Below are 24,269 nucleotides of genomic sequence, written 5' to 3' on the forward strand. Positions count from 1 at the left end.
CTCGCTTGCCATTGCCGAATTGCCATGAACACCTTTCCTCAGAACGGGCTTGGCGCGATGCCTTCCGATACGGGCGCGGCGAATGACGACTCGTCCGCGGCGATGCGCCGGGAATTGGCCCGCCTGCGGGAGATGCTGGAGCAGAACTCGGACTGGATCTGGGAGGTCGATGCGCAGGGGCGCTACACCTACGCCTCGCGCCAATGCGTCGCCCTGCTCGGCCGCGAGCCGGAGGAGGTGCTGGGTCGCACCCCCTTCGACTTCATGCCGCCGGACGAGGCCGAGCGGGTCGGCCGGATCTTCGGCGCCATCGCCGCCGAGCAACGGCCCTTCACCCAGCTTCTCAACCGCAACCTGCGCAAGGACGGCAGCCTCGTCGTGCTGGAAACGAGCGGCGTGCCGCTGCTCGGTCCCGACGGCGCGTTGCGCGGCTATCGCGGCATCGACCGGGATGTGACGCAGCGGGAGGCGGCGAACGAGCGGCTCCGCCACCTCGCCCGGCACGACGACCTCACGGGCCTGCCGAACCGGATGTATCTGCGTGAGCATCTGGCGGGGCTACTGGCTGCCGGACAACGCCCCGGCGTGCTCTGCCTCGATCTCGACGGCTTCAAACCCGTCAACGATCGCCTCGGCCACGCCGCGGGCGATCGCGTCCTGACGGAGATCGGTCGCCGCCTGGCCGAACTGGCGGCTTCGCACGGCCTGTTCGCGGCGCGGCCCGGAGGCGACGAATTCGTTCTGATCGTGCCGGACGGCGTGTCGGTGTCGCCCGAGGCCGTTCGCGCGATCATCGCCGCACCCATCGCCGTCGATGCCGAGACGGTGCGGATCGGCGCCAGCCTCGGCCTCGCTTCGGCACAGGGCCCCGAGGACACGGTCGATGCCCTGCTCGCGCGGGCCGACCGTGTCCTCTACGACGCCAAGGAAGCGGTCAGACGGGCCGGCGTCAGCGACGGCGGCTGAGGAGCCAGCCGAGGCCGAAGGCCGCCGCGGCGACCAGCGCCAGGGTCGTGCCGCGGTTCTCTTCGGCCTGCAATGCGAGGGCGCGACCGCGCCGGTCCGCCTCGTCGCGAAGATGCCGCCCGCGGGCATGGGCCTCGTCGTGGAGATGGCGGCCCCGTTGCGCGGCCTCGTCACGCAGGTGCCGGCCGCGGGAGACCGCCTGGTCGGCGATACGGTAGCCGTCCTCGTAGATGTCCTCGGCTCGCTCGCGGGTCCGGCCGTAGGCCGCCTGCGCCACGCCCGCGACCTGTTCGTAGGCACCCTCGACCTGCGGGCGGGCCCGGCCTGCGACGGCGCCGAACACGGTGCGTCCGCGGCCCTTGAGGTTGCGGAGGCCGCCCTCGATCTGGTCCCTGTTCATGATGAATTCCCTTTGATCAAATGTCTGCTGAGCCCACCCAAAGACGGGGCCCGAAACGAAGAAGCCGCACCCGGTGGGGTGCGGCTTCGGCCGTCGGATTTTAATTGGAAAATCCCGCCGGCCTCGCGCCTTAGAGCTTGCTCTTCACCGCATCGGCGGCGTTCTTCACGCCCTCTTTGGCCTCGCCGACGGTGCGCTGGGTTTTGCCCTCGAGCTCCTGCGCCTTGCCCTCGGCCTGCAGCTTGTCGTTGCCGGTCACGTTGCCGACGCCCTGCTTGACGTTGCCGGCGACCTCGTTGGCGGCACCCTTGATCTTGTCGGTCGTGCTGCTCATCGCGTTTCCTCGTTCATTGCTCTTGCGCCGCGTCGCGACGCTCTCGGCAAACTGAACGGGAGCCCCGAGCGCTTGGTTCCACTCCTATGATGTGGTGTGCATCGCCGCACACGCGCTGGCAGCGGGCATTCACGGCCGCCAACGCTGCGCCGACGTTCAAAAAATATCTGCGCGGCGGCCAAATATTTTCCTGTCAGCGCTTGGGTCACGAGCGGTTACGTATGCGGTATCCAAAATTCCAATATGGCTAAGCCGGGCACCCGTTCCGGTCCGCCAAGAAGACGTGAGTTCGAGGGACCGCTCCATGGCCGTTCAAGCCGCCGATCCATTACCCGGCGCTAGTGCTTATTCCGTCTCGCGCGCCGATTCGCCTCTGGGCGGGCGCTGGGGACAGCTCATTCTCGGCGTGCTGTGCATGTCGATGATCGCCAACCTGCAGTACGGCTGGACGCTTTTCGTCAATCCGATCAACGACAAGTATCACTGGGGCAAGCCGGCGATTCAGGTCGCCTTCACGATCTTCGTCCTCACCGAGACCTGGCTCGTGCCGATCGAGGGCTGGTTCGTCGACAAGTACGGCCCGAAGGTCGTCACGCTGTTCGGCGGCGTGCTCTGCGCCGTTGGCTGGGCGATGAACTCGGTCGCGGACTCGCTGTGGTTCCTGTATCTGGCCGCCGCCATCAGCGGCATCGGTGCGGGCGCCGTCTACGGCACCTGCGTCGGCAACGCCCTCAAGTGGTTCCCCGATCGCCGCGGCCTCGCCGCCGGCCTCACCGCCGCGGGCTTCGGTGCGGGCTCGGCCCTCACCGTCATCCCGATCGCCGCGATGATCCGCGACAGCGGCTACGAGCAGACCTTCCTCGCCTTCGGCCTCGGCCAGGGCATCGTCGTGATGGTCGCCGCCCTGCTGCTCTCCTCGCCGAGCGCCGCCTACAAGGAGCGGATGCTGGCCGGCCGCGTCTCCCCCAACGCCACCAGCCGCCGCCAGTACTCGTCGGCCGAGATGGTGCGCACCCCGGTCTTCTGGCTGATGTACGCGATGTTCGTGATGATGGCCGCCGGCGGCCTGATGGCGACGGCCTCGCTCGCGCCCATCGCCAAGGACTTTCAGGTCGATTCGATCCCGGTCTCGCTCATGGGCCTGACTCTGCCGGCGCTGACCTTCGCACTCACCATCGACCGGGTGCTCAACGGCGTGACCCGGCCGGTCTTCGGCTGGATCTCCGACCGGATCGGGCGTGAGAACACCATGTTCGCCGCCTTCATGATCGAGGGTGCCGGCATCCTGGCGCTCGGCATGTTCGCCCACTCGCCGATGGCCTTCGTGCTGCTCACCGGCCTCGTGTTCTTCGCCTGGGGCGAGATCTACTCGCTGTTCCCCTCGACCTGCGCCGACACCTACGGCGACAAGAACGCCACCGCCAATGCCGGCCTGCTCTACACCGCCAAGGGCACGGCCTCGCTGATGCTGCCGGCCTTCCTGGCGATCCAGACCGCGACCGGCTCCTGGCAGAACGTGTTCTATCTCGCCTCCGGCATGGCCTTCATCGCCGGCTTCCTCGCGCTCTTCGTCTTGAAGCCGATGCGCGCCCGCTTCGTGGCCCGCAACCAGTGACGGAGGTGACCGTGACGCGCTGGATCGGCTTCGTCCATAACGGCGAGCCCGGCTTCGGCCGGCTCGACGGAGAGCGGATCGAGGTCTGCGAGGGCGACCTGTTCGGCGAGAACAGATCCACGGGGCAGGTGCTGGCGCTCGCGGAAGTGAGCGTCGGCCTGCCCTGCCGGCCCTCGAAGATGATCGCCCTGTGGAACAACTTCGGGGCGCTCATGGAAAAGCAGGGCCTGTCGCGGCCCGAGGCGCCCCTGTTCCTGACCAAGCCCGCCAACACCTTCCGGCCTTCCGGAGCGGCGGTGGCGGTGCCGGAGGCGGCGGGCCGGGCGCTCTACGAGGGCGAACTCGGAATCGTGATCGGCAAAACGGCGCGCGACCTCACCGAGGAAGAAGCCGCCGGCCACGTCTTCGGCTTCACCTGTGTGAACGACGTCACCGCCTCGGCGATCCTCAAGGCGGATGCGAGCTTCACGCAGTGGACCCGCGCCAAGGGCCTCGACGGCTTCGGGCCGTTCGGTCCGGTCATCGCCACCGGGCTCGACCCGGCGGCGATGACCGTACGGACCCTGGTGAACGGGCGCGAACGTCAGAACTTCCCGATCGGCGACATGCTGATCCCGGTCCCCCGGCTCGTCGCGCAGCTCTCGCAGGGCATGACGCTCGAGCCGGGTGACGTGATCGCCTGCGGTACCTCGGTTGGGTCGGGGCCGATCCCCAAGGGTGCCACGGTCGAAGTGGTGATCGAGGGCATCGGAACGCTCTCGAACCGGTTCGATTAACGGCACGCTCAAGCAAAAGTGGTCTCCGCGGCCGGACGGAATCGGCCTCGAACGGCGTTTCAGAACGAAGCCGGCGGAGCGAAGAACGGCAGCACGGGTGAGAATATGAGCATCGCGATCGTCGGCGCCGGCGCCATCGGCGGATATCTCGGAGTCAGGCTGGCGGAGGCCGGCGAGGACGTGACCTTCATCGCCCGCTCCAACGCGGCGGCGATCCAGGCGGACGGCATGCGCCTGATCGAGGAGGACGGCACCGAGATCCACTCGAAATCCGTCAAGGCGACCCGCTCCATGCAGGAGGCGGGCGTGCACGAGGTCGTGCTGCTGACGGTGAAGGCGCATCAGGTCGGCCCGATCGCCGCCGACCTGCACCACCTGATCGGCCCCGACACCGTCGTGGTGACGATGCAGAACGGGATTCCGTGGTGGTATTTTTTAGGCGGCTACAGTGGAGACCATGCCGGCACGCGGCTGGAAAGCGCCGATCCCGGCGGGCTGATCGCCGACCATCTCGACCCCAAACACGTCATCGGCTCGGTGGTCTATCCGGCGACCGTGCTCACCGATCCCGGCACCGTGAAGGTGATCGAGGGCAACCGCTTCGGTCTCGGTGAGCTCGATGGCTCGAAGTCGGAGCGGGTGCTCGCCCTGTCGCAGCGCCTCGCCAAGGCCGGCTTCCGCGCGCCCGTCACGAGCGACATCCGCGCCGAGATCTGGCTCAAGCTGTGGGGCAACCTCAGCTTCAACCCGATCTCCGCGCTGACCCACGCGACGCTGGAAGACATCTGCCGCTTCCCCGACACCCGGGCGATCGCCGCCGAGATGATGCGCGAGGCGGAGGTCATCGCGAATAAGCTCGGCGTCACCTTCCGCCTCGGCATCGACAAGCGCATCGCCGGTGCCGAGAAGGTCGGCCCGCACAAGACCTCGATGCTTCAGGACGTCGAGGCAGGCCGGCCGATCGAGCTCGAAGCCCTCGTCGGCTCGGTGATCGAACTCGGCCGCCTCACCGGCACCCCGACCCCGCATATCGACACCGTCTTCGCCCTGATGCGGCTCCTGGCCCAGAGCCTGGAGCGTGCCCAGGGTCGCCTCGCGATCCAGGGAGCTTGACGATGCTCCTGCCCGAACCTTCCGCCCTTCTCCCCATCGATTCCAAGGAGGCCAGCGTGCCCGCGACGACTCTTCACGAGCTGATCCAGGCCGGCGCCGATGCGGCCCCCGCCCTGTCGAGCCCCGGCGGCGTGCCGCTGACGTTCCAGGCCCTGCGGGCGCTGACCGAGCGCACGGTCGCCGACCTCAACGCCCGCGGCATCGGCCGCGGCGACCGCGTTGCGATCGTTCTGCCGAACGGCCCGGAAATGGCCGCCGCCTTCATCGCGGTGGCTGCCGGCACCACCTCGGCGCCGCTGAACCCGAGCTACAAGGCCGACGAGTTCGAGTTCTACATGAGCGACCTCGGGGCCAAGCTCCTGCTGGTCGCCGAGGGCTCCGAGACGCCCGCCGTCGCGGTCGCGGAGAAGCTCGGCGTGTCGGTCGCCCGCCTGCGGCCGACCCCGGACGAGGGCGCCGGCAGCTTCACGCTGCACTTTGCCGGCGAGAGCACCGGTCCGGCGGAGAAGAGCGGCCCCGCCGGTTCGGACGACATCGCGCTGGTGCTGCACACCTCCGGCACCACCTCGCGGCCGAAGATCGTGCCGCTGACGCAGGCCAATGTCTGCGCCTCGGCGCGCAACATCCGCACCGCGCTCGCCTTCGGGCCCGAGGATCGCGGCCTCAACATCATGCCGCTGTTCCACATCCACGGCCTGATCGCCGGCATCCTCGCTCCGCTCTCGGTCGGCGGCCAGGTGTCCTGCACGCCGGGCTTCAACGCGCTGAAGTTCTTCGGCTGGATGGATGAGGTGAACCCCACTTGGTACACCGGCGTGCCGACCATGCATCAGGCGATCCTGGGCCGGGCCGCGCGCAACAAGGAAATCATCGCGCGCAACCCGCTGCGCTTCATCCGCTCCTCGTCCTCGTCCCTGCCGCCGCAGGTGATGAAGGAGCTGGAGGACACCTTCGGCGCTCCCGTCATCGAGGCCTACGGCATGACCGAGGCCGCGCACCAGATGGCCTCGAACCCGCTGCCGCCCAAGCCCCACTACGCGGGCTCGGTCGGCCTCGCCGCGGGCCCGGAAATCGCGGTGGTCGATCTGGACGGCGAGCCGCTGCCCGCGGGCGAGACCGGCGAGATCGTCATCCGCGGCGACAACGTGATGAAGGGCTACGAGAACAACGAGAAGGCCAATGCCGAGGCCTTCACCAAGCAGGGCTGGTTCCGCACCGGCGACCAGGGCGTGCTGAGCCCCGAGGGCTACCTCTCGATCACCGGGCGCCTGAAAGAGATCATCAATCGCGGCGGCGAGAAGATTTCGCCGCGCGAGGTCGACGAGATCCTGATGGACCACCCGGCAGTGTCGCAATGCGTCACCTTCGCCGTGCCGCACGACAAGCTCGGCGAGGATGTCGCTGCCGCGATCGTTCTGCGCGAGGGCGTCGAGGCGGTGGAAAAGGATATCCGCAGCTTCGCCTCGGAGCGGCTCGCCGCCTTCAAGGTTCCGGCCAAGATCCTGATCCTCGACGAGATCCCTAAGGGTGCCACCGGCAAGCTCCAGCGCATCGGGCTGGCGCAGAAGCTCGGGCTGGTCTGAGAGAAGACCGCTTCAGTCGTCATGCTGTCTGAGACGGGTTTGATTTCGTCCTGACAACACCCCATACTAAGTAGTGAGAGCCCGCAGGCGGCTACCTGCGGGCCCTCTTGTTGGACTACGGTTTACATGAGCCCGAGCGTGATGGTCACGGACCACTCACCGCTCGGGTTTTTCGTGATGGTGATCCGTAGAAGCGGAAACATCAGCACATTGCTCACCCCCTTCCCGTCTGCCTACTCACGGACGGCGATCGGCTAAGTCGCCGTAAGCCCCGTAGCCGCAGGGTCGTCGTGACCGGAAGGTTTGCGTCCAACGCCCTCAGTATGAATGCGCCGGTCGGGCGTGCAACCAGAAAGCCTGACACGCTGCATGTGCGCGTCCAGGGTGTTGCGTTCGGACATGATCGGGCGCGGCTCGAATCGCAGCGGCGCCGTCGCGGCTCCTACCCGTTCGGGGCTATGCGCGGCACGACGCGTCGGACGAACACCAACAACCCGTCGACATAAAAAAAGGCGGCGCTGCAAGCGCCGCCTTTTCTGCTTTCGGGATCGCTCGGAAAAACTCAGTTCCGCGCGGCCATCATGTCGTGGGACAGGACGGTGAGCTTGCCGATCAGGCTCGCCACGTCGCCATGGGCGCAGGACCACTGCGTGCCGATGGCGCTGCCGTCGTTCGAGACCGAGACCACGGCGACCGAGCGCAGCTTGCCCTCGCGGGCGAGCTTGAGCTGATCCTGAAGCACCTCGATGATCGAGGCGACGTTCTCGTCGGCCACCGCCTCGGCGGCAGCGGCGGGGAAGGGGACTACGGCGGCGTCGTTGAGGGCGCGATCGAACTTGGACATTCAGGCAACTCGACGATGCTTGAGGGAGGTGCGGCCGAGAGGTCCGGCCTGGAGACGATCCACGAGGGAGGCGAGGCGATCGGGCAGGGCGCCGTCCTTATCGACGGACAGGCGCTTGCCGATGGCGGAGGCGACACCTTTGGTCACCCGGCTGACGACGGGCCGCTCGAGGCAGGACACCGTCTGCAGTCGGTCCGTTCGGTTCGGGTCGGCGCTCGGATCAGCCATCGCTTCCTCGCTCTCGGACGATTGCATGAGGTGATCCTGCGCGCCGCATCGCGTCATGAAAATGGCACCGGACCGGCCACGCTTGCGCATTTCCCTGGCTGTGACGTGAAAGCGACACTTGCCACGGCCGGTCCGGACACGCTCAACGCGGATCCTGCCAGCCGGAACGGACCGGCGCGGCGGCGCTCGCGCCACCGGTGGTCATCACCCGCGGCGCCTCGGAACGGGCGACCGCCGGCTCGGCCATCGCCGCGCGGCGGGGCGCACGGACCGACCGGCGCAGGGCGGCGCGGCGCTTGCGGGTGGAACGGGGACGCGCGCTGCTATTCGAGCCGATGAAGCCACCGGCCACCGCGCCCACCACGGCGCCGACCGGCCCGGCCACGAGCGCACCGGCCACGGCACCGGCTCCGACACTCATCGCCGTCCGGTTCTCGGCCTGCGCGGGTGCGGACAGTCCTGCGAGCAGCACAAGGCCGGCACAGGCGCCGAGGCAGGTTCTTCGCATCCGGTCGTCCCTTCGAAAAGCACTTCGAGGACGCCCTTGACGTTCGATCTTGACGAAAGGTTGACCTGATTTTGTTTCGTGACTTGGCCGTATAGCCGAAGACAAAGGCTGAATTCGCGTTTGTTCTTGCTCAAGCCTGGCCGCTGGCCGCGAGCGGCCGGCGCAATCGAAGCACCAGCGGAACGATGGCGAGCGCCGTGGCGGCGGCGGCCAGCAGACCGACGGCCGGACCGGCCCTGTCGCCCAGTGCTCCGTAGGCGATCGGCGCAAGGCCGCCCGATCCGATCACCGCGGTGTAGAACAGCGCGAACGCCCGGCCGACATCCCCCCGCGGCGCGAGATCCGGCACCGTCCCGTACAGTACCGAGGAGGTGCCGTTGAGGACGAGGCCGAGGAGCGGCAGTAGGGCCAGGGTCGGCCCGAGCGGCAGGACGAGGAGCGCGGCGACCCCCACGGCGGTGGCCGTCTCGGTCGCGACGACGCACGGCACGATGCCGAGCCGTTCGCCGAGCCAGCCGCACACCGCCTTGCCGAAGGCGCCGCCGGAAAACACCAGGGCGAGGGCGAGCCCGGTGGTCGTGCCCGTGCCGCCCTTCGCCTCCAGCAGGAAGGGCAGGAACAGCAGCGTGCCCATCCGCGTGGCGGTGTCAAAGGCGCCGACCGTCATCAGGAGGGCGAAGCCCCGGCCCTCGCCGCCGCTCCCGCTGGCGCGCGGGGCGGCGGCGGTTAGCGATCCCCGCGGCAGGACGAAGACCAGCGCCAAAGCCGCGGCGAGGCCGACGGCTGCCATCAGCCCGGCGACCGGCCGCCACGCCATCACCCCGAGCAGCAGCGCGACGGCGACCGGAAACACCGCCTTCCCGAGATCGCCGGCGAAATTGTAGATCCCGAGCGGCCCGCGCGCGGCGCCGCCATAGGCCTGGGCGACGAGGAGGGAGGCGCGGGGATGCTGGAGGCTCGCACCGATCCCGGCGAGCACCAGACCGGCGCAGAGCCCGAACAGGCTGCCGCTCAGTGCCATCGCACCGAAGCCCGCGGCGGCGACGAGGGTCGAGATGGCGAGGCTCATGCGGATCGGCCAGCGCGCCGCCAGCCGGTCCGCGGGGATCTGCAACCCGCCCATGGTCGCGTAGTAGAGGCTGCGCAGGACGGCGAGCCCGGCATAGCCGAGGCCGAATTCCGCCTGCCAGACCGGCAGCAGTACGTAGAGCAGGTCGGTGTAGCCGTCGTGCAGGGCGTGGGCGAGGCAGGCTCCGCCGAGACTGCGCCGCTTGAGGTCGAGGCTCGCGCGATCCGCTCGCTGGAATTCCTCGAGTCGAACGGCTTGGCTCACACGAAAATCTCCGGCTGCGATTGCGCGGCGATCTTAGACTTGTGAGTTTTGCGCGATGAGAGCCGTTTGCCTCACGGGTTTCGTGCGGTTTTCTCACGCATCGATGGGGCGAGGGACATGCGCCGGCTACCGCCGCTGCACGCGTTGCAGGTGTTCGAAGTCGCCGCCAGAGCCGGCAGCTACGCGCAGGCCGGGCTCGAACTCGGGCTGACCCACGGCGCCGTGAGCCGGCAAATCGCCGCCCTGGAGACGTGGCTCGGCCAGCGGCTGTTCGTGCGGGTCGGCCGACGGATGGTGGCGACCCCGGCAGCACGCGTCTTCGCCGAGGAGATCAGCCTGTCCTTCGACCGGCTCACGGCGGCGGCGGAAGCGTGCGGGCGGCCCCAGGCGCCGCGCGTTCTGCGGGTCAGCGCGCCCGCGACCTTCGCGATGCGCTGGCTGATCCCGCGCCTCGACGACTTCCATACGGTTCGTCCCGGCACGGAGGTCAGGGTCACGACCACGACGACCTTGCAGGATGCGCTGCGCGGCGGGTTCGACCTCGCGATCCGGCGCGGCCCCGAGCCCTGGCCACAGCACCGCGCCGTGCCCTTCCTGACGGAGACCGACACGCTGGTGGCAAGCCCCGCTTTGCTGCGGGACAAACCGCTCGCGACGTTGCGCGACCTCGACGGTCACATCCTCCTCGGCACCGAGACCCGGCCGGGGGATTGGAGCGACTGGCTCACGGCCGCCGCGGTAATGCTCCCCGGCGGCGTGCGCCGCCGGGTCTTCGACCACTTCTTCGTGACCCTTCAGGCGCTTGAGGACGGTACGGGAATCGGCATCGGGCCGTTTCCCGTGCTCGACCGGATGGTCGCCGCGGGCCGGCTCGTGGCGCCTTTTCCGGACATCCGGGTCGGACGCGCCGCCTACTTCGCCCTGACGCCGTTCGATGCCGACAAGTCGCCCGCGCTCACCGCCCTCATTGACTGGCTCGTAGCGGAGGGTGGGCGGCCGGGGCTCACAATTCCCCGGTGAGGAACTGCGCCCGGCCGTGCCCGAACGACCAATCCTCGTCGGTGTTCTCCACCGTCGAGACCATCACGTCGGCGGGGGCGATGCCGCAGGCGACCTGCAGCTTCTCGGTCAGCAGCCGGTAGAACAGCTCCTTCTTCTCGCGCCCGCGCGGCCGGGTGATCATCTGCACCACCACCACATTCTGCGTGCGCGGGATGTCGAGGCCGGTATCCTCCACGATCATCCGCGAAGGCTTGTGCTCGGTCACGATCTGGTAGCGGTCGCCCGGCGGCACCTGAAAGGCTTCGAGCATCGCCTCGTGCGCGGCGTCGAGAAGCGCCTTCAATTCCGCGTCGCTGCGGCCCTCGATCAGGTCGAAACGCATCAAGGGCATGGGACTCTCCAGGATGAAGCGTCGTCCCCGAGAGGGGAACGAGGCCGAAAGACGGTTCGGGCGCGTCGGCCGAGATCCGAGATCCGAACGACGGCGCCGCAAGGCGAGGTTGCGCCCTCTGGCGGTTGCCGGGCGCTCGCGGTTAAATAGCTTCGCTTCCGGCCGCTTCCAACCGATCGGGATTGTTCGTATTATGCATTCAAATGAGGGTGGGGAGCGGCGCACCGGGCCCCTCACCGGCCCCTGCGAGGAGACGAGACATGTCCGATTTGCGGTTGCGCCGCAGTGTTCTCTACATGCCGGGATCGAACCAGCGGGCGCTCGATAAAGCGAAGACGCTGCCCGCCGACTCGCTGATCCTGGATCTCGAGGACGCCGTCTCCATGGAGGAGAAGGAACTGGCCCGCGATCAGGTCTGCGCCGCGGTGAAGGGCGGCGGTTACGGCCATCGCGAACTCGTGATCCGGGTGAACGCCCCCCAGACGCCCTGGGGCGACGGCGACCTGCGCGCGGCGATCCAGGCCAAGCCCGATGCGATCCTGATGCCGAAGGTGTCCTCGCCCGCCGTGCTGGAAAGCGTGGCCGACGCGCTGGAGGCCCTCGACGCTCCCGATTCCATCGCGGTCTGGGCGATGATCGAGACCCCGGCCGCGATCCTCAACATCCACGAGATCGCCAAGGCGCGCCGCGACCGTCGCAACCGGCTGACCGGTTTCGTGCTCGGCACCAACGATCTGGCCAAGGACACCTGGGCGCAACTGGTGCGCGGGCGCGTGCCGATGCTGCCCTGGATGATGCTGACCCTGGCCGCGGCCCGGGCCGAGGGGCTGATCGTCCTCGACGGCGTGTGGAACGACATCGCCGATCCGGAGGGCTGCCGCGAAGAGTGCCGGCAGGCACGCGACCTCGGCTTCGACGGCAAAACGCTGATCCACCCGAACCAGCTCGAGCCCGCCAACACCTCCTTCGCTCCGACGGAGGAGGAGGTGCGCCGCGCCCGCCTCGTGATCGAGGCCTTCAACCTACCGGAGAACGCCAAGCGCGCGGCGATCAAGGTCGAGGGCCGCATGTACGAGCGCCAGCATATCGGCGTGGCCCGCCGCGCCGTGGTCTGGTCCGAGACCATCGCCGCCCGCGACGCCGCCGCCTGAAACGCGAAACGGCCGCGCCCGGATGGGGCGCGGCCGTTTCGTTATGAGAGGCTGTCAGGCCTGAAAGACTTACCAGCCGTAGCCGTAATCGTAGGCCGGGCCGCCCCAGGAATAGCCACCGTAGGCACGACGCGGCGCGTAGTAGCCGCCATCGTAATAGCCGACGTTGCGGTAGCCGTACCCGTAGGCGGGACGGGCATAGCCATACCCGTAACCGGCGACCGGGCGGGCATAGCCGTAGCCACCGCCGTAACCGTAGCCATCACCATAGCCGCCGTAGCCGTAGGCATTCGAGGCGGCCGCACCGACGAGCGCGCCGGCCGCGAGTCCGCCGATGACGCCGGCCGCGATCGCGCCACCGCCGCCACCACGGCCGCGCCAGCGGGCCTCGGCATCGGTGGAGGACAGGGCGCCGACGCCGAGGACGGCCACGGCGGACAGAATCGCAAGCTTCTTCATCACGTCTCTCCGAAAAGGGTGGATCATCGATCCATTGGCACCCCAACGGGTACGGCCTGGATTCGGTTCACTCCCGATGTGCCGAAGCTCACGCTACGTCCTGTCGCATGAACGAAGGTGCAAGGGGCCGTTCATCCAATCGTCAGGGTCACATTGCGGACCCATGACCGAGGCCGAGCGCAGCGGATCTTCGGCTTAGCCTTGGCCATAGTGCGCGCTCAGCGCTCAGCGTCGGCCGCCGACTTCGTCGAGGTGTTCCAGAAGCATCGCGGGGTCGTCGTAGACCCTGACCGCGCCGGAGCGTTCCAGCTCTTCCGTGCCGTATCCACCCGAGAGCAGGCCGACCCCGAGCCCGCGGTAGCGCCGGGCCGCCAGCATGTCCCAGATCGAATCGCCGACGATCACCGCGTGCTCGATCGGCGCGTTCAGCCGCGCGGCGGCGGCGAGGAACAGGTCCGGATCGGGTTTGGCGTATTTCACGAGGTCCCGCGTCACCACCGGCACCTGTTCGGGATCGACGCCGAGCGCCACGAGGTTGTGGCCGGCGGTCTCCATCCGGCCGCTGGTGGCGATGGCCCAGGGAATGCGGTTCTCGGTCAGCGTGGCGAGCAGGTCCTTCGCACCGGGCAGCGGCACCACGCCCTTCGACAGTCGGCCATAGGCCTCCGCGTGCAGCCGCCGCAGCCGGTCGATCCGATCCGGATCGATGGCGAGCCCGGTCTCGCGCAGGAGCTGGTTGGTGAACAGGCCCCCGCTCATCCCGATCTTGCGGTGGATGCGCCAGACAGAGAGCGGAATCCCCTCCGCGTCGAGCGCCTCCTTCCAGGCGAGCACGTGCTGGTAGACGCTGTCGACCAGCGTGCCGTCGAGATCGAACAGGAAGACAGTTTCGATGCGCATTTCTTTGGGCTCCATCGGGCGGCGTCTGCCGAGACAACGGATGCATGCCGCGGTCGATGCAAGAAGGGATCAATCAGGGATCAAGGGGGGATAGAGCGGCGCGAGCATTGACCCGCGGCGCCCGAGCGGGTTGTGGTCGCGCCCGTCCCGTCATGCTGTTCACTCATCTCGCCGACGACCTCTTCCGACCGCTCGCCTCGCCGAGCCGCGCCTTCAACGCGGCCCTGCTGCTGCACCTGCATGCCCGCGTGTTCGGCGATGCCGCCGAGCCCCTGCGCAAGAGCGAGTTGCTGGCCGCCATCGGCGATTTCTCCGCCGGCTGGAGCCAGGCCGAGATCGCCGACGACGAGGCGACGCCGGTCGATCCGATCGAGCGGCGCTCGGCGGTGTTCCGGCGGCTGATCGAGGCGGGCTGGCTGGTGGAGCGGCGCGAGCGCTACGTGCCGGTGGTCGATTTCGACCCCGACGCGCGGCTGCTGATCGAGGAACTGGCCCGGATCGAGCGCGGCGAGACCCGCTCCTACGGCGGCGCGGTGCTCGAAGTCCTGAGCGCGCTGGAGAGCGCCATCGCCAGCCCCGCCGATCGCTCTGAGGCGCTGCGCAACGCGGCGAAAGCCTCGCGCACCTTCCTCGGCCACCTGCGCGGCCTAGCCGGTGCCATGCGCAAGCTCGAAGAGCGCATCCTGCGCGAGCCCGATCTGAGTGCGGCCTTCCGGCTCTACTTCGAAGAGTTCGTCGAGCGCCACCTCGTCTCCGACTACCGGACGCTGCACACCCGCTTCAATCCGTTCCGCTTCCGCTCCGGCATCGTGCGCGAGGCCGGGCGCGCCTTGCGCGATCCGCTGACGCTCAGGGCGCTGGCGGACGGCAACCTGCGCGAGGGCCGTGCCGCCGACATCACCGCGGCCGAGCGGATGGTGCGCACCGACCTCGTCGAGATCCTCTCGATCTTCGAGGGACTCGACCCGCATCTCGATGCGGTGGCCGAGGTGGTTGCCCGGCTGGAACGGCGCATCTCGGCCGCGCTCCGCTACCGCGACCCGCGCGACTCGGCCCGAATCGAGCGGGCGGCGGCGGCGCTCCGCGCGGTCGGCGCGGGCGAGGACGACCTCGCCGGCCTGCCCTTGGCGCAGATCTCGCTGTTGCGCCCGCCGATCGGTCCGCCGCAGCTCACGAATCCGCGCATGCCGCGCCGGATCATCGAGTACGAGCCGCTGCCGGAGATCGACATCGATCCGGCGATCGAGGCGTTCATCGCTGCCAAGGACGAATTCCGCCGCCGCATCACCGTGACGCCGGAGCGCATCGTCGCCTATCTCGACGCCCGGCTCGCCCAGGTGAAGGCCCTGCGCGGCTCGGACATCCAGGTCGATGACGTCGATGCCTTCGTCGTCTTTCAGCGCCTGCGCGAGATCGACGTGCTGTTCGACGGCGTCCTGCGCAGCCGCTACCGCGTCGCCCGGATCGAGGGCCGCGTCTCCAACGGCTGGCTCGACTGTCCGGACTTCACGATCGAGCGCATACCGCCCCCCGCCGCCCGGCGCGGAGCCGGCAAAGCAGGCTGAACGGACAACCCGATGCTCGAACCCTTCCGCGCCATCCTCGACGGCGAGGAGATGCCCCCGCCCGGCAGCGCCGCGCCGAGCGAGGAGGAGCTGACCCGCGCGCTTCAGGTGATGCTGAAGAGCCAGTGCATCTATGCCGCGACCACCGGCATCGGCCGCTCCTACGAACTCGCGCGGCACTACGCGCCGTTCTTCCGCGACTACTTCGCCTGCCTCGGCTACCGCTTCGAGGTCGCCCACCGCGATCAGATGGTGTTCCTCGCCCTGCCGCCGGACGGCGTGCGCCACGACGCGCAGGGCGAACGCCTTCGCAAGGACGAGACGCTGGTGCTGCTGGCGCTCCGGCTCGCCTACGAGGAGGGCCTGCGCGATCACCGGGTCTCCACCGACGGCACGGTGGAATGCACCACCGACGACATCGCCGACGCGATCCGCTCTGCCGCCCGCACCGAGCCCCCGGACGAGGCGCGCCTGATCGAAATCCTGCGCCTGTTCGCCCGCAAGGGCGCCCTGCGGCTGGGCGAGCGCGACCGGGCCGAGCGGGTCACGCCGCTGATGGTGATGCCGGGCATCACCGTGCTCTCGCCGGATGCCTGGATGGATCAGGTCCGCGCCTGGGCCTCCGCTGGGGAGGGGAGGGGGGCCTGAGACCGAACGGCGATGAGCCCATCTCATCGCCGTTCGCCCACGCGAATGCGTGGCGGCGGTCGTCCGCCGAGCGCGTTGATCCCGACCGATGGGCGGGGTCAACGCACATCGATCTAAGGCGAAGCCTCCTCCTGTGCCCAGGGCGCGGTGGAAAAGGCCCGTTCCAGGAAGGCGATCAGCGCGGTGACCCGCGCCGGGCGCGGCAGACCGGGCGGCATCACGAGGTTGAGGGCGATCGGCGGCGGCTGCCAGTCCGGCATCACCCGCTCCAGGCGGCCCGACTTCAGATCCTCCCAGATCGTGAAATCCGGCTGCACCGCGAGGCCGAGCCCGGCGCGCAGGGCCGGCACCAGGGCATCGGCATTGTTGGCCCGCAGCGGGCCTTCGGGCACGATCGTGACGGTTTCGCCGGCCGCGTTGGTGAAGGGCCAGCGGTCCGGCGTCGGCAGGTAGGCGTAGCCGAGGCAGGCGCGGGCCTTCAGATCCTCCGGATGCTGCGGCGGTCCGTAGCGTTCGAGATAGGCGGGCGTCGCCACGAGCGAACGGCGCACCCCGCAGAGGCGCCGCACCCGGAGCGAGGAATCGGGCAAAGCCGCGATCCGCAGGCCGAGATCGAACCCGCCGCCGACGAGATCGACCAGCGCATCCGACAGGTGCAGATCGACCGAGACTTGCGCGTGTGCAGCCAGGAATTCCGGCAACACCGGCGCAACATGGGCGACCCCGAAGGACATGGGGGCCGCGAGCCGCACTCGGCCCCGCGGCACGCCGTTGGCGTCGAGCGCGCGGGCCTCCGCCGCCTCGCCCGCGGCCAGCAGCCCCGCGGCGTCCTCGCGCGCCAGACGGCCGGCTTCGGTCAGTGCGAGGCGGCGGGAGGTGCGGTGGAACAGCCGCGCGCCGAGGCGTCCCTCCAAGCGCGCGACCGCTTTCGAGACGGTCGCCTTCGACAGCCCAAGTTCGTCGGCCGCCCGGGCGAAGGAGAGAGCGTCGGCCACCACCGCGAACACGGCCCAGGCCTCGAAATCGGGTAGTTTCGCCATGGCTCAAATCCGGAAACGATGCGTTTCGATCGTTTCCATTTTCAGGTGAGCAGGCAAGGGCCAGATTGCGCTCACACCGATCGCAGCCCGGACACGGATCCCCGCGGCGATCCTCTCGAACAGGAGACCCGCACCATGAGCGCGCACGGCATCCACCACGTTACGGCGTTTGCAAGCGATACGGCCCGCACCATCGACTTCTACACCCGCGTGCTCGGCCTGCGGCTGGTGAAGAAGACGGTCAACTTCGACGATCCCGGCACCTACCACCTGTATTTCGGCGACGAGGCAGGCGCGCCCGGCACGATCCTCACCTTCTTCCCGATCGCTCAGGCGGCCCCCGGCCGCGTCGGCATCGGGCAGGTGTCGGAGACCGCTTTCCGCGTGCCGCGCGCCGCGATCGGCGCCTGGACGCACCGCTTCGTGTCGCTGAACGTCTCGCACGAGGCGCCCGTAACGGTCTTCGGCGAGACGGTGCTGCGGTTCCGCGATCCCGACGGGATGCCGCTGGCACTCGTCGGCGTCGAGGGGGCGGAGGCCGAGCCGGCTTGGACCTCCGAGGGCATCGCGCCGGAGACCGCGATCCGCGGCTTCCACGGCGTCACCCTGCTCCTGCGCGGGGCGGAGGCGACCGCCGCGATCCTCACCGACGTGCTCGGCTTTACGGAGGCCGCCCGCGAGGGCAGCCAGATCCGGCTGACGAGCGGGGCAGGCCTCGGCGAGTTCGTGACGCTTCGGGCGGTCGGCGATTTCCTGCCCGGCCGGCAGGGGGCGGGCTCGGTCCACCACATCGCCTTCCGTGCCGCCGACGACGCGGCGCAGGCGGCGATGACGGAACGGCTGAGCGATCGGCACGGCCTGTCCGTGACCGAGCAGCGCGACCGGCAGTACTTCCGCTCGGTCTACTTCCGCGAACCGGGCGGCGTGCTGTTCGAGATCGCCACCGACGCGCCGGGCTTTGCCATCGACGAGCCGGTGGCGGAACTCGGGACCGCGCTGAAGCTGCCGCCCTTCCTCGAGCCGCATCGCGGGCGGATCGAGGCGGTGCTGCCGAAGGTCGCCTGAACCGACCGCCCACCTTCGCGGCCGCCCGGATCCTATCCGGGCGGCCGTACCCTCCTCAGACGGAACGGAGACAGCCATGACGAACGGCGTCACCTTCGATTTCATCCACCGCTTCGAGCCCGGCACCGACGAGCGCGCGCCGCCGCTCCTGCTGCTGCACGGCACGGGCGGTGACGAGAACGACCTGCTTTCCCTCGGCCGCGCGCTCTCGCCCGGCTCCGCGCTGCTCTCGCCCCGCGGGCCGGTTCTGGAGAACGGCATGCCGCGCTTCTTCCGCCGTCTCGCGGAAGGCGTGTTCGACGAGGCGGATGTCCGCCGCCGGGCCGGTGACCTCGCCGCCTTCGTCGCGCAGGCGCGGGCGGCCTATGGGCTCGCCGCGCCGGTGGCGGTCGGATTCTCGAACGGGGCCAACATCGCCGCGGCGACCTTGCTCCTGCACCCGGAGGTGCTGGCCGGGGCGGTTCTGCTGCGGGCGATGGTGCCGCTTGCCGAAAGCCCGCCGGCCGACCTCGCTGGCCGCCCGGTGCTGCTGCTCTCGGGCGCTCTCGATCCGATCGTGCCGGCCGAGAATGCCGAACGGCTCGCCGCGCGTCTCCAGCAAGCGGGCGCGGCGGTGACCCACACGGTCAATCCGGCCGGTCACGGCCTGTCCCAGGCCGATCTGGCCGCCTCCGGGGCGTGGCTCGCCAAGAATTTTGGCGGCTAAGCTTCCCGCGAGAGGGCCTGTCCGGACTGGGGACCGGGGAATCGGCGTGACATACCCGATGTGGCGGGGGCATCGCCCCCGTCACGTGGCCTGCCCCGGTGCTTGCCCCAGTGCCTGCCCCGTCTCGCCTAAGGGCAGCATCCAGGCTTCATCCTCGACCGGCCTACCGAAGCCGGTATGGCTTGCGGTCTCGTCGCAGGCGAAGCCGTCGCTGGTATAAGTTCGTCTCGCGGGCGAAGCCGATGCTGGTCTCGACCAGGGTGTCGCCGATGCCGCGGCGGCGGGCGAAAGGCTCGTCTTCGGCGCAATCGCGGACAAACGAGTGGCGCCGCGGGACAGCCTACCCCCTTTCGGCGAACGCCGGATCTGCGGATCGATACGCAGCGGCACCAAGCTGACGCCGTCCCGGCCGGACGTCCAACCTTAGGGTGACCGGTCCGTTAACGATGCCGTTCGATAAAGGGGAACCTGCAGAATTCGCCTAGTTTTAAGCCAAGTGACCCTTTGCGCGCGATCGGCCGCGGCGGTAACCTAAGGAAAGATTTCGTCAAAAAGGCTCTCAGATGCCGATCCGGCAGGATAGGGTCATGATCCCGTGCTAGCGATCCCGCTTCTCGTTATTGCCGGTATACTGATCGGCTTATTTTATCACTGGGGGATGCTTGCCGTCGCGAGTTTCTTTGTCATCATCGCGCGGATCATTTATCACTTCTACAGTGGCCAGTTGGTGCTGGCCGACCTGTTGATGATCGCCGCCTCCCTCTGCGCATTGCAAGGCGGTTATGTTGTGGGAGGCTACATCGCTTGCAGGAAAGACGTCTAAGCCGGTCTCAGACCCAGATGATACTGCCTGCAACCCATGATGCCGTGCCCCATAGAACAATCGAGGCGACGATAAACAGAACACCGTAAGTCAGGCGTGGACGGCGGGCGGACATTTCAACGATCGGAGTTCTGGACGGTCGGAGAGCGCATTTCACCGTATCGCACGGATCGTATTGGGTTTGCGTCAAAATCAGTGTTTCTCGTATGTGTCAGAGTACGCAGGGGGCGTTGAAAGGCAGTAATCGAACGGGTTTTATGAACCTGCCGTTGCAGGAGATCTGCGACCGTTGTTTCGCGCGTCGGGGCCCGACGCTCAGCCGAGTGGCTCTGGTCTCGGATCGACGCGGCCCCGTCAAATCACGGGTCGGTGATTGCTGTATCGATGCCGTTGGCCGCTTGGAGCGGTCGTGCTTCGGCTGTTGGGCATCCTCAGATTGTGCCGGTCGGGCGGCGTCCGCGGCCCGCCGCGATCCCGCCCTTGCGTGTGCGAGGCGTAGCGTCCATTGCGCTGTCTCTCGTTCAACCTCGGGATAAGCGGCCGGGCTGGTGTACCGCCTCACCGACATTGCGATCTCGAATTGGTACCTCATCCGGCGCGAGCAGATCCGGATTCGGGGCGCGGCGGCGCTCGTCGGTCCCACGGGGGCCGGCAAGTCGACGATCTTCGACGCGGTCGGCACGGTGCTGGCCGGCAACAATGCGAGCCGGCTCGCGCTCAACGCCTCCGCCTCGGGTCGCAGCGCACGCACGGTGCGCGACTACTGCCTCGGCTGGATCAGCGACCCGGCCGAGGGCGGGCGCCCGACGCGCGAGGCCTGCGAAACCCTCATCGCGCTCGTGTTCGAGAACCCCGCGAGCGGCCGCATCGTCACGGTCGGGCTGGCGCTCGCCGCCCGCTCCGAGGAGCCGAAGGAGGAGACGCTTTCGCGCTTCATCGCCGTCGGCCACCGTTTCGAGATCGCCGATTACGTGCGCGAGACGAGCGAGGGCAGCTTCGTCGCGCCCTGGGCCGAGATCGCCGCCGACCTCCGCCGCCGGGCCGATACGTTCGAGGAGTTCCGCACCTCCGGCGAGCGCTTCACCGCCGCCGTGCTGGCGACCCTGCGCGAGGGGGCGGCCGTGCCCGATCCGCGCCAGTTCCTGCGCACCTTCTCCAACGCGGTGGCGTTCAAGCCGATCTTCGACACCAGCGCCTTCGTGCGCAGCTTCGTGCTGGAGGCCGAGCCGCTCGATGTCGCCCGCATCCGCCAGTCGATCGAGACGTGGCGGCGCCTGCTGGAGACCATCGAGGAACTGGAGAAGCGCCTCGCCCACCTCTCGCGCATCTGCGCACGCTACGAGGGCTGGGCGCGGGCGAGCCTCACCGCCGCCCTCGACGAGATGCGCGCCGCCGGTGCGGATCTGCGCCGCCGCATTCTCGACCATGCGGAGGCCCGCCGCCTGCTCGCCGAGACATCGGAGCGCCTGCGCATCGCCCGCGAAAGCGTGGCGACGAGCCAGGGCTTCGTGCGCGAGATCGACACCGAGATCGCCGCCCGAAAGGCGCTGATCGTCGGCAGCGTCGCGGAAGCGCGGCTCGCGGCCTCCCATGCCGGTCTCGCCATGGTCGCCCGCGACCGGCGCGACCTGACCAACCGCCTCGCCGGGATCGTCGGCCTCGTGCAGGATGCCGGCCGCCTCAGCGCCATTGCCGGTCCCTTGCGCCGGATCGATCTTCAGGCGGCCCGCATCGTCGAGGCCTGCGCCCGCTCAGGCCTTCGCCGCGAGGCGCCGCCGGAGGACATTCTCCGGGTCGACGGGCCGCTGAAAGGTCTGCTCGAAGGGCTGGCGCAGATGCCGGACGTGTCCGGCACCCTGGAAGAGGAAGCGGAAGACCTCGCCCTCAAGGCCCGCGAGCGCGAGAACGAGGTCCGTGGCCTCGATGGGCAGGTGAATGCCGGCCGTTCCTCGGCCGCGCGCCTGTCCTCCGACACGGAGGCGTTCCGCGATGAGTTGGGCCGGCTCGGCATCGAGGCGGCGCCGATCTGCGAACTCGCCGAGATCGTCGATCCAAAATGGGGCCCGGCGCTCGAAGGCCTGCTCGGCCGCGCCCGCGAGGCCCTGGTGGTCGAGCCCGACCGGCTGGACCGCGCCTTCGCTCTGCTCGAGTCCCGAAAGAACCAGTTCTTTCGCTGTCTCCTGGTGAAGACCACCGATACGGCGCGGCGCGCCGCACGGCGCTTCGATGACGGGCCGATGGGCCTGATCGAGACCGACAGCGACCACGCCGAGGCCTTTCTCGCCGCGCGACTCGGCGGCTACGACCTCGCGCCCGACGATGCGGCGCTCCGGAACATGAGCCGCGCCGTGGCGCCGAGCGGGCGCTCGACTTCGGGCATGGCCTATTCGGTGGTGCGTCCCGTGCCGCTGATGATGACCCGCGGCCAGCGCGGGCCCACCGCCGAGACCCGCCGCCGCCTCGACGAGGCGCGCGAGGAGGCGCGGACCCTGCGGGCCGAGGCCACGGTGATGCGCGAGGCCGCCCGCATCGCCGCGCTGCTACGGAGCCGGCTGGCGGAAGCGCCGATCGATCTCGAAGCCCTGCGCGCCGAGGCCGACGCCATCGAGGGCCGCCGCCGCAGCCTCTCCACCGAGCAGGAGACTGTCGCCCGCGCCGATGCCGGCGTGATCGAGGCGGAGCTGAAGGAGCTTCAGAAGGAGCGCTCGGCCTATCTCACCGAACTCGTGCAGGTGCTGGAGCCCAAGCGCGACGCCGCTCTCGCGGAGGAGGCGGGGCTGAAGGCCCGTGTCACGCAGGGGCGCGAGGCGGCGCGCACTGCGTTCCTGGCCTACCGCACGGCGCTCAAGCGCTGGACCTCCGGCGACACCGTCCGCATCCGCCTCACCGGCACCGTTCCCGCCGACGTGCCGGACACGGTGGCCGGGATCGCCGCCGCGCGTGCCGACCGGGCCGCGCTCGACACCAAGGCGCTGGCCTCGCTGGCCTCGCAGGCCCGCGCTTCCGCCCGCGAGGCCGCCGACAGCGTACGCAACCAGGGTCGCGCCGCCGAGCGGGATCTTGCCGAGTATTGCGCCGCGTGGCGCGTCGAGAACCCGCTCGGTTCGGGCGAGCAGCCGGCCTCGTTCGGCTATGCCTGGGCGACCCGCGAGCGCGACGAGGTGGCGGGACACGAACTGCGCCGCTACCGCGACCAGTCGCTCCGGGCGGAGGCCGAGATGCGCCGCCTGATGACCGAGGATCTGCTGACGCGGCTCGCCGACAAGTTCGAGCGGATGCGTGCCCGGCTCGACGCCCTCAACGAGCGGCTGGCGTCTCAGACCTTCACCGGCCAGACCTACGCCTTCGAGGCGGAGGTGGACCGCCGCTACGCCGCCGTCCACGCGCTGGCCACGGAAGTCGCGCGCTCGCCCGATGCGGCGCAGGCGGTGCTGCCAAGTCCCGACAACGGTGCTGAGGGCGGACCGGATAACAGCCCGCTCGCGGCCGCACTCGCGGAGATCACGGCGCTGATCGAGGGCGAGGAGAACGCGGCGCGGCTGGCCGATTACCGCAACTACTTCGTCTACGAGATCGGCATGCGCGACCGGGCGGGCAACCGCACCACCCTGTCGAGCCGGGCTTTGCGCGGTTCGGGCGGCGAGGCGCAGGCGCCGTTCTACGTCGCGATCGCCGCCTCCATGGCCTCGGCCTATTATCCCGGTGATCGCCCGGGCGACGAGACGCCGGGCTTAGGGCTCTGCCTTCTGGATGAAGCCTTCTCGAAACTCGACGTGCGCAACAGCCAGTCGCTGGTCGATCTCTTCCGCGCCTGGGGGCTGCAGCTCCTCATCGCAGCGCCCGAGGACAAGCGCACGACGCTGACCGAAGTGATGGATACGGTCGTCACCGTGTACAAAAGCCCGGATCTCGGCTCGGTGCGAATCGAGGCCGAGCATCCGCTGGAAACCGCCAAGCGGGCGCTGGCCGAAATCAACCCGGACCGGCGCGGAATCGACGCGTTCCGCCTGCCCAGCGCCGCCGAATAACTGCCGAGCCGCCGATCACCGTCCGGAACGCAGATCGGACGCCCGTTCATCGAACTTTATCCTCTCCGGGCATTGACGGGCCCGGCCACCCCGCGTAGAAGCGCGCCACTCCGGTGGATCGAGAGTCGCTTTCGGGTCGAAGCCAGGGGCTTCGGCGACCGTCGTCAGACCGATACCGGCATCACACCCTGACGTATTCGTCAGATCAGCGGGTAAGAACGCGTCGTTCACGGCGTGATCCTCTGCCTCACCATCGTCAAAGGCCTTGATCGGCCTCTGGCGCTATTCGTTTTGCCGCGGGTTCGCCCGGGGCCCGGCCGCTCCGCAAGGGGCTTCGACAGGTTTCAGACGGTGGCCGCCCTGCGCGGCCGGATGAAGAGGGCACAGGATGCCGACGATCAACCAACTGATCGCCCAGCCGCGCAAGGCGCAGAAGGCGCGCAACAAGGTGCCGGCGCTCAACGCCTGCCCGCAGAAGCGCGGCGTCTGCACGCGCGTCTACACCACGACCCCGAAGAAGCCGAACTCGGCGCTTCGTAAGGTCGCCAAGGTGCGCCTGACCAACGGCTTCGAGGTGATCGGTTACATCCCCGGTGAGGGGCATAACCTTCAGGAGCACTCCGTGGTCATGATCCGCGGCGGCCGCGTGAAGGACCTTCCGGGTGTGCGCTACCACATCCTGCGTGGCGTGCTCGACACGCAGGGCGTCAAGAACCGCAAGCAGCGCCGTTCGAAGTACGGTGCAAAGCGTCCGAAGTAAGAATCTCCGGACGGCCATTTCCACGGCCTCG

At 69.0% G+C, this 24,269-nt stretch carries 24 protein-coding genes; 14 read left to right on the forward strand and 10 right to left on the reverse strand.

The window, feature by feature from the left end; all coding sequences use genetic code 11:
• The first annotated feature begins 24 nt into the window (after positions 1–24).
• Positions 25–966: a sensor domain-containing diguanylate cyclase gene (locus OVA30_RS06955; RefSeq protein ID WP_253395640.1), complete on the forward strand. Its 942-nt coding sequence runs from the start codon at positions 25–27 to the stop codon at positions 964–966.
• On the opposite strand, the gene OVA30_RS06960 is transcribed toward OVA30_RS06955, so the two are convergent.
• Positions 950–1,366 (reverse strand): CsbD family protein, encoded by a 417-nt coding sequence (locus OVA30_RS06960; protein WP_015822662.1) that lies wholly within the window; start codon positions 1,364–1,366, stop codon positions 950–952. The genes OVA30_RS06955 and OVA30_RS06960 overlap by 17 nt on opposite strands.
• A gap of 130 nt (positions 1,367–1,496) precedes the next feature.
• The gene (locus OVA30_RS06965; protein WP_003600046.1) at positions 1,497–1,700 is read right to left on the reverse strand and encodes a CsbD family protein; all 204 of its coding nucleotides are present in this window, start codon (positions 1,698–1,700) and stop codon (positions 1,497–1,499) included.
• 304 nt (positions 1,701–2,004) lie between these two features.
• Between OVA30_RS06965 and oxlT the strand changes: the two genes are divergently transcribed.
• The 4 genes from oxlT (at position 2,005) to OVA30_RS06985 (ending at position 6,787) form a co-directional block, all read left to right on the forward strand.
• On the forward strand, positions 2,005–3,315 hold the full coding sequence (oxlT, locus tag OVA30_RS06970; RefSeq protein WP_003600049.1) for an oxalate/formate MFS antiporter: 1,311 nt from the start codon (positions 2,005–2,007) through the stop codon (positions 3,313–3,315).
• An 11-nt stretch (positions 3,316–3,326) separates the two neighbouring features.
• Positions 3,327–4,091, forward strand: coding sequence for a fumarylacetoacetate hydrolase family protein (locus tag OVA30_RS06975; protein ID WP_268175020.1), 765 nt, complete (start codon positions 3,327–3,329; stop codon positions 4,089–4,091).
• Between the two features lie 105 nt (positions 4,092–4,196).
• On the forward strand, positions 4,197–5,204 hold the full coding sequence (locus OVA30_RS06980) for a 2-dehydropantoate 2-reductase (RefSeq protein ID WP_003600053.1): 1,008 nt from the start codon (positions 4,197–4,199) through the stop codon (positions 5,202–5,204).
• 2 nt (positions 5,205–5,206) lie between these two features.
• Positions 5,207–6,787 carry an acyl--CoA ligase gene (locus tag OVA30_RS06985; RefSeq protein WP_253395644.1) on the forward strand — a complete coding sequence of 527 codons (1,581 nt, stop codon included), beginning with the start codon at positions 5,207–5,209 and terminating at the stop codon, positions 6,785–6,787.
• 562 nt (positions 6,788–7,349) lie between these two features.
• Here OVA30_RS06985 and OVA30_RS06990 read toward each other — a convergent pair.
• The 4 genes from OVA30_RS06990 to OVA30_RS07005 form a co-directional block, all read right to left on the reverse strand.
• Positions 7,350–7,631, reverse strand: coding sequence for a hypothetical protein (locus OVA30_RS06990; protein ID WP_003600059.1), 282 nt, complete (start codon positions 7,629–7,631; stop codon positions 7,350–7,352).
• Positions 7,632–7,886, reverse strand: a complete 255-nt coding sequence (locus tag OVA30_RS06995) for a hypothetical protein (protein ID WP_003600060.1) — start codon at positions 7,884–7,886, stop codon at positions 7,632–7,634.
• A gap of 115 nt (positions 7,887–8,001) precedes the next feature.
• Positions 8,002–8,367 (reverse strand): hypothetical protein, encoded by a 366-nt coding sequence (locus tag OVA30_RS07000; protein ID WP_147017850.1) that lies wholly within the window; start codon positions 8,365–8,367, stop codon positions 8,002–8,004.
• A gap of 130 nt (positions 8,368–8,497) precedes the next feature.
• Positions 8,498–9,700: an MFS transporter gene (locus tag OVA30_RS07005; protein ID WP_268175022.1), complete on the reverse strand. Its 1,203-nt coding sequence runs from the start codon at positions 9,698–9,700 to the stop codon at positions 8,498–8,500.
• A 117-nt stretch (positions 9,701–9,817) separates the two neighbouring features.
• Between OVA30_RS07005 and OVA30_RS07010 the strand changes: the two genes are divergently transcribed.
• On the forward strand, positions 9,818–10,720 hold the full coding sequence (locus tag OVA30_RS07010; RefSeq protein WP_268175023.1) for a LysR substrate-binding domain-containing protein: 903 nt from the start codon (positions 9,818–9,820) through the stop codon (positions 10,718–10,720).
• Here the strand turns inward: OVA30_RS07010 and OVA30_RS07015 are convergent.
• The gene (locus OVA30_RS07015; RefSeq protein WP_268175024.1) at positions 10,704–11,093 is read right to left on the reverse strand and encodes a tautomerase family protein; all 390 of its coding nucleotides are present in this window, start codon (positions 11,091–11,093) and stop codon (positions 10,704–10,706) included. The genes OVA30_RS07010 and OVA30_RS07015 overlap by 17 nt on opposite strands.
• Before the next feature lie 260 nt (positions 11,094–11,353).
• Between OVA30_RS07015 and OVA30_RS07020 the strand changes: the two genes are divergently transcribed.
• Positions 11,354–12,244 (forward strand): HpcH/HpaI aldolase/citrate lyase family protein, encoded by an 891-nt coding sequence (locus OVA30_RS07020; protein ID WP_003605195.1) that lies wholly within the window; start codon positions 11,354–11,356, stop codon positions 12,242–12,244.
• A 69-nt stretch (positions 12,245–12,313) separates the two neighbouring features.
• Here the strand turns inward: OVA30_RS07020 and OVA30_RS07025 are convergent, their stop codons facing one another.
• Together OVA30_RS07025 and OVA30_RS07030 are read right to left on the reverse strand one after the other, a co-directional pair.
• The gene (locus OVA30_RS07025; protein WP_003605194.1) at positions 12,314–12,703 is read right to left on the reverse strand and encodes a hypothetical protein; all 390 of its coding nucleotides are present in this window, start codon (positions 12,701–12,703) and stop codon (positions 12,314–12,316) included.
• A 225-nt stretch (positions 12,704–12,928) separates the two neighbouring features.
• Entirely contained in the window at positions 12,929–13,603 is a 675-nt protein-coding gene (locus OVA30_RS07030) for an HAD family hydrolase (protein ID WP_268175025.1), read from the reverse strand.
• Between the two features lie 152 nt (positions 13,604–13,755).
• On the opposite strand from OVA30_RS07030, the gene OVA30_RS07035 reads away from it, so the two are divergent.
• Both OVA30_RS07035 and OVA30_RS07040 read left to right on the forward strand, forming a co-directional pair.
• Positions 13,756–15,168 carry a Wadjet anti-phage system protein JetA family protein gene (locus OVA30_RS07035; RefSeq protein ID WP_268175026.1) on the forward strand — a complete coding sequence of 471 codons (1,413 nt, stop codon included), beginning with the start codon at positions 13,756–13,758 and terminating at the stop codon, positions 15,166–15,168.
• 12 nt (positions 15,169–15,180) lie between these two features.
• Positions 15,181–15,816 carry a DUF4194 domain-containing protein gene (locus OVA30_RS07040; protein WP_268175027.1) on the forward strand — a complete coding sequence of 212 codons (636 nt, stop codon included), beginning with the start codon at positions 15,181–15,183 and terminating at the stop codon, positions 15,814–15,816.
• A 113-nt stretch (positions 15,817–15,929) separates the two neighbouring features.
• Here OVA30_RS07040 and OVA30_RS07045 read toward each other — a convergent pair whose 3' ends face one another.
• Positions 15,930–16,856 carry a LysR family transcriptional regulator gene (locus OVA30_RS07045; RefSeq protein ID WP_268175028.1) on the reverse strand — a complete coding sequence of 309 codons (927 nt, stop codon included), beginning with the start codon at positions 16,854–16,856 and terminating at the stop codon, positions 15,930–15,932.
• Between the two features lie 135 nt (positions 16,857–16,991).
• On the opposite strand from OVA30_RS07045, the gene OVA30_RS07050 reads away from it, so the two are divergent.
• From OVA30_RS07050 to rpsL, 5 genes are all read left to right on the forward strand, one after another.
• Complete coding sequence (locus OVA30_RS07050; RefSeq protein WP_268175029.1) at positions 16,992–17,921, forward strand: ring-cleaving dioxygenase; 930 nt, start codon at positions 16,992–16,994, stop codon at positions 17,919–17,921.
• A 76-nt stretch (positions 17,922–17,997) separates the two neighbouring features.
• Positions 17,998–18,627 carry an alpha/beta hydrolase gene (locus OVA30_RS07055; RefSeq protein WP_268175030.1) on the forward strand — a complete coding sequence of 210 codons (630 nt, stop codon included), beginning with the start codon at positions 17,998–18,000 and terminating at the stop codon, positions 18,625–18,627.
• 595 nt (positions 18,628–19,222) lie between these two features.
• Complete coding sequence (locus OVA30_RS07060) at positions 19,223–19,450, forward strand: hypothetical protein (protein WP_056460416.1); 228 nt, start codon at positions 19,223–19,225, stop codon at positions 19,448–19,450.
• Between the two features lie 548 nt (positions 19,451–19,998).
• A complete protein-coding gene (locus OVA30_RS07065; RefSeq protein ID WP_268175031.1) occupies positions 19,999–23,478 on the forward strand; it encodes an SbcC/MukB-like Walker B domain-containing protein in 3,480 nt (1,159 codons plus the stop codon).
• Between the two features lie 388 nt (positions 23,479–23,866).
• Entirely contained in the window at positions 23,867–24,238 is a 372-nt protein-coding gene (rpsL, locus tag OVA30_RS07070) for a 30S ribosomal protein S12 (protein WP_004447775.1), read from the forward strand.
• The last annotated feature ends 31 nt before the right edge of the window (positions 24,239–24,269 follow it).

It is taken from the genome of Methylorubrum sp. SL192 (assembly GCF_026672325.1).
Classification (GTDB): domain Bacteria; phylum Pseudomonadota; class Alphaproteobacteria; order Rhizobiales; family Beijerinckiaceae; genus Methylobacterium; species Methylobacterium extorquens.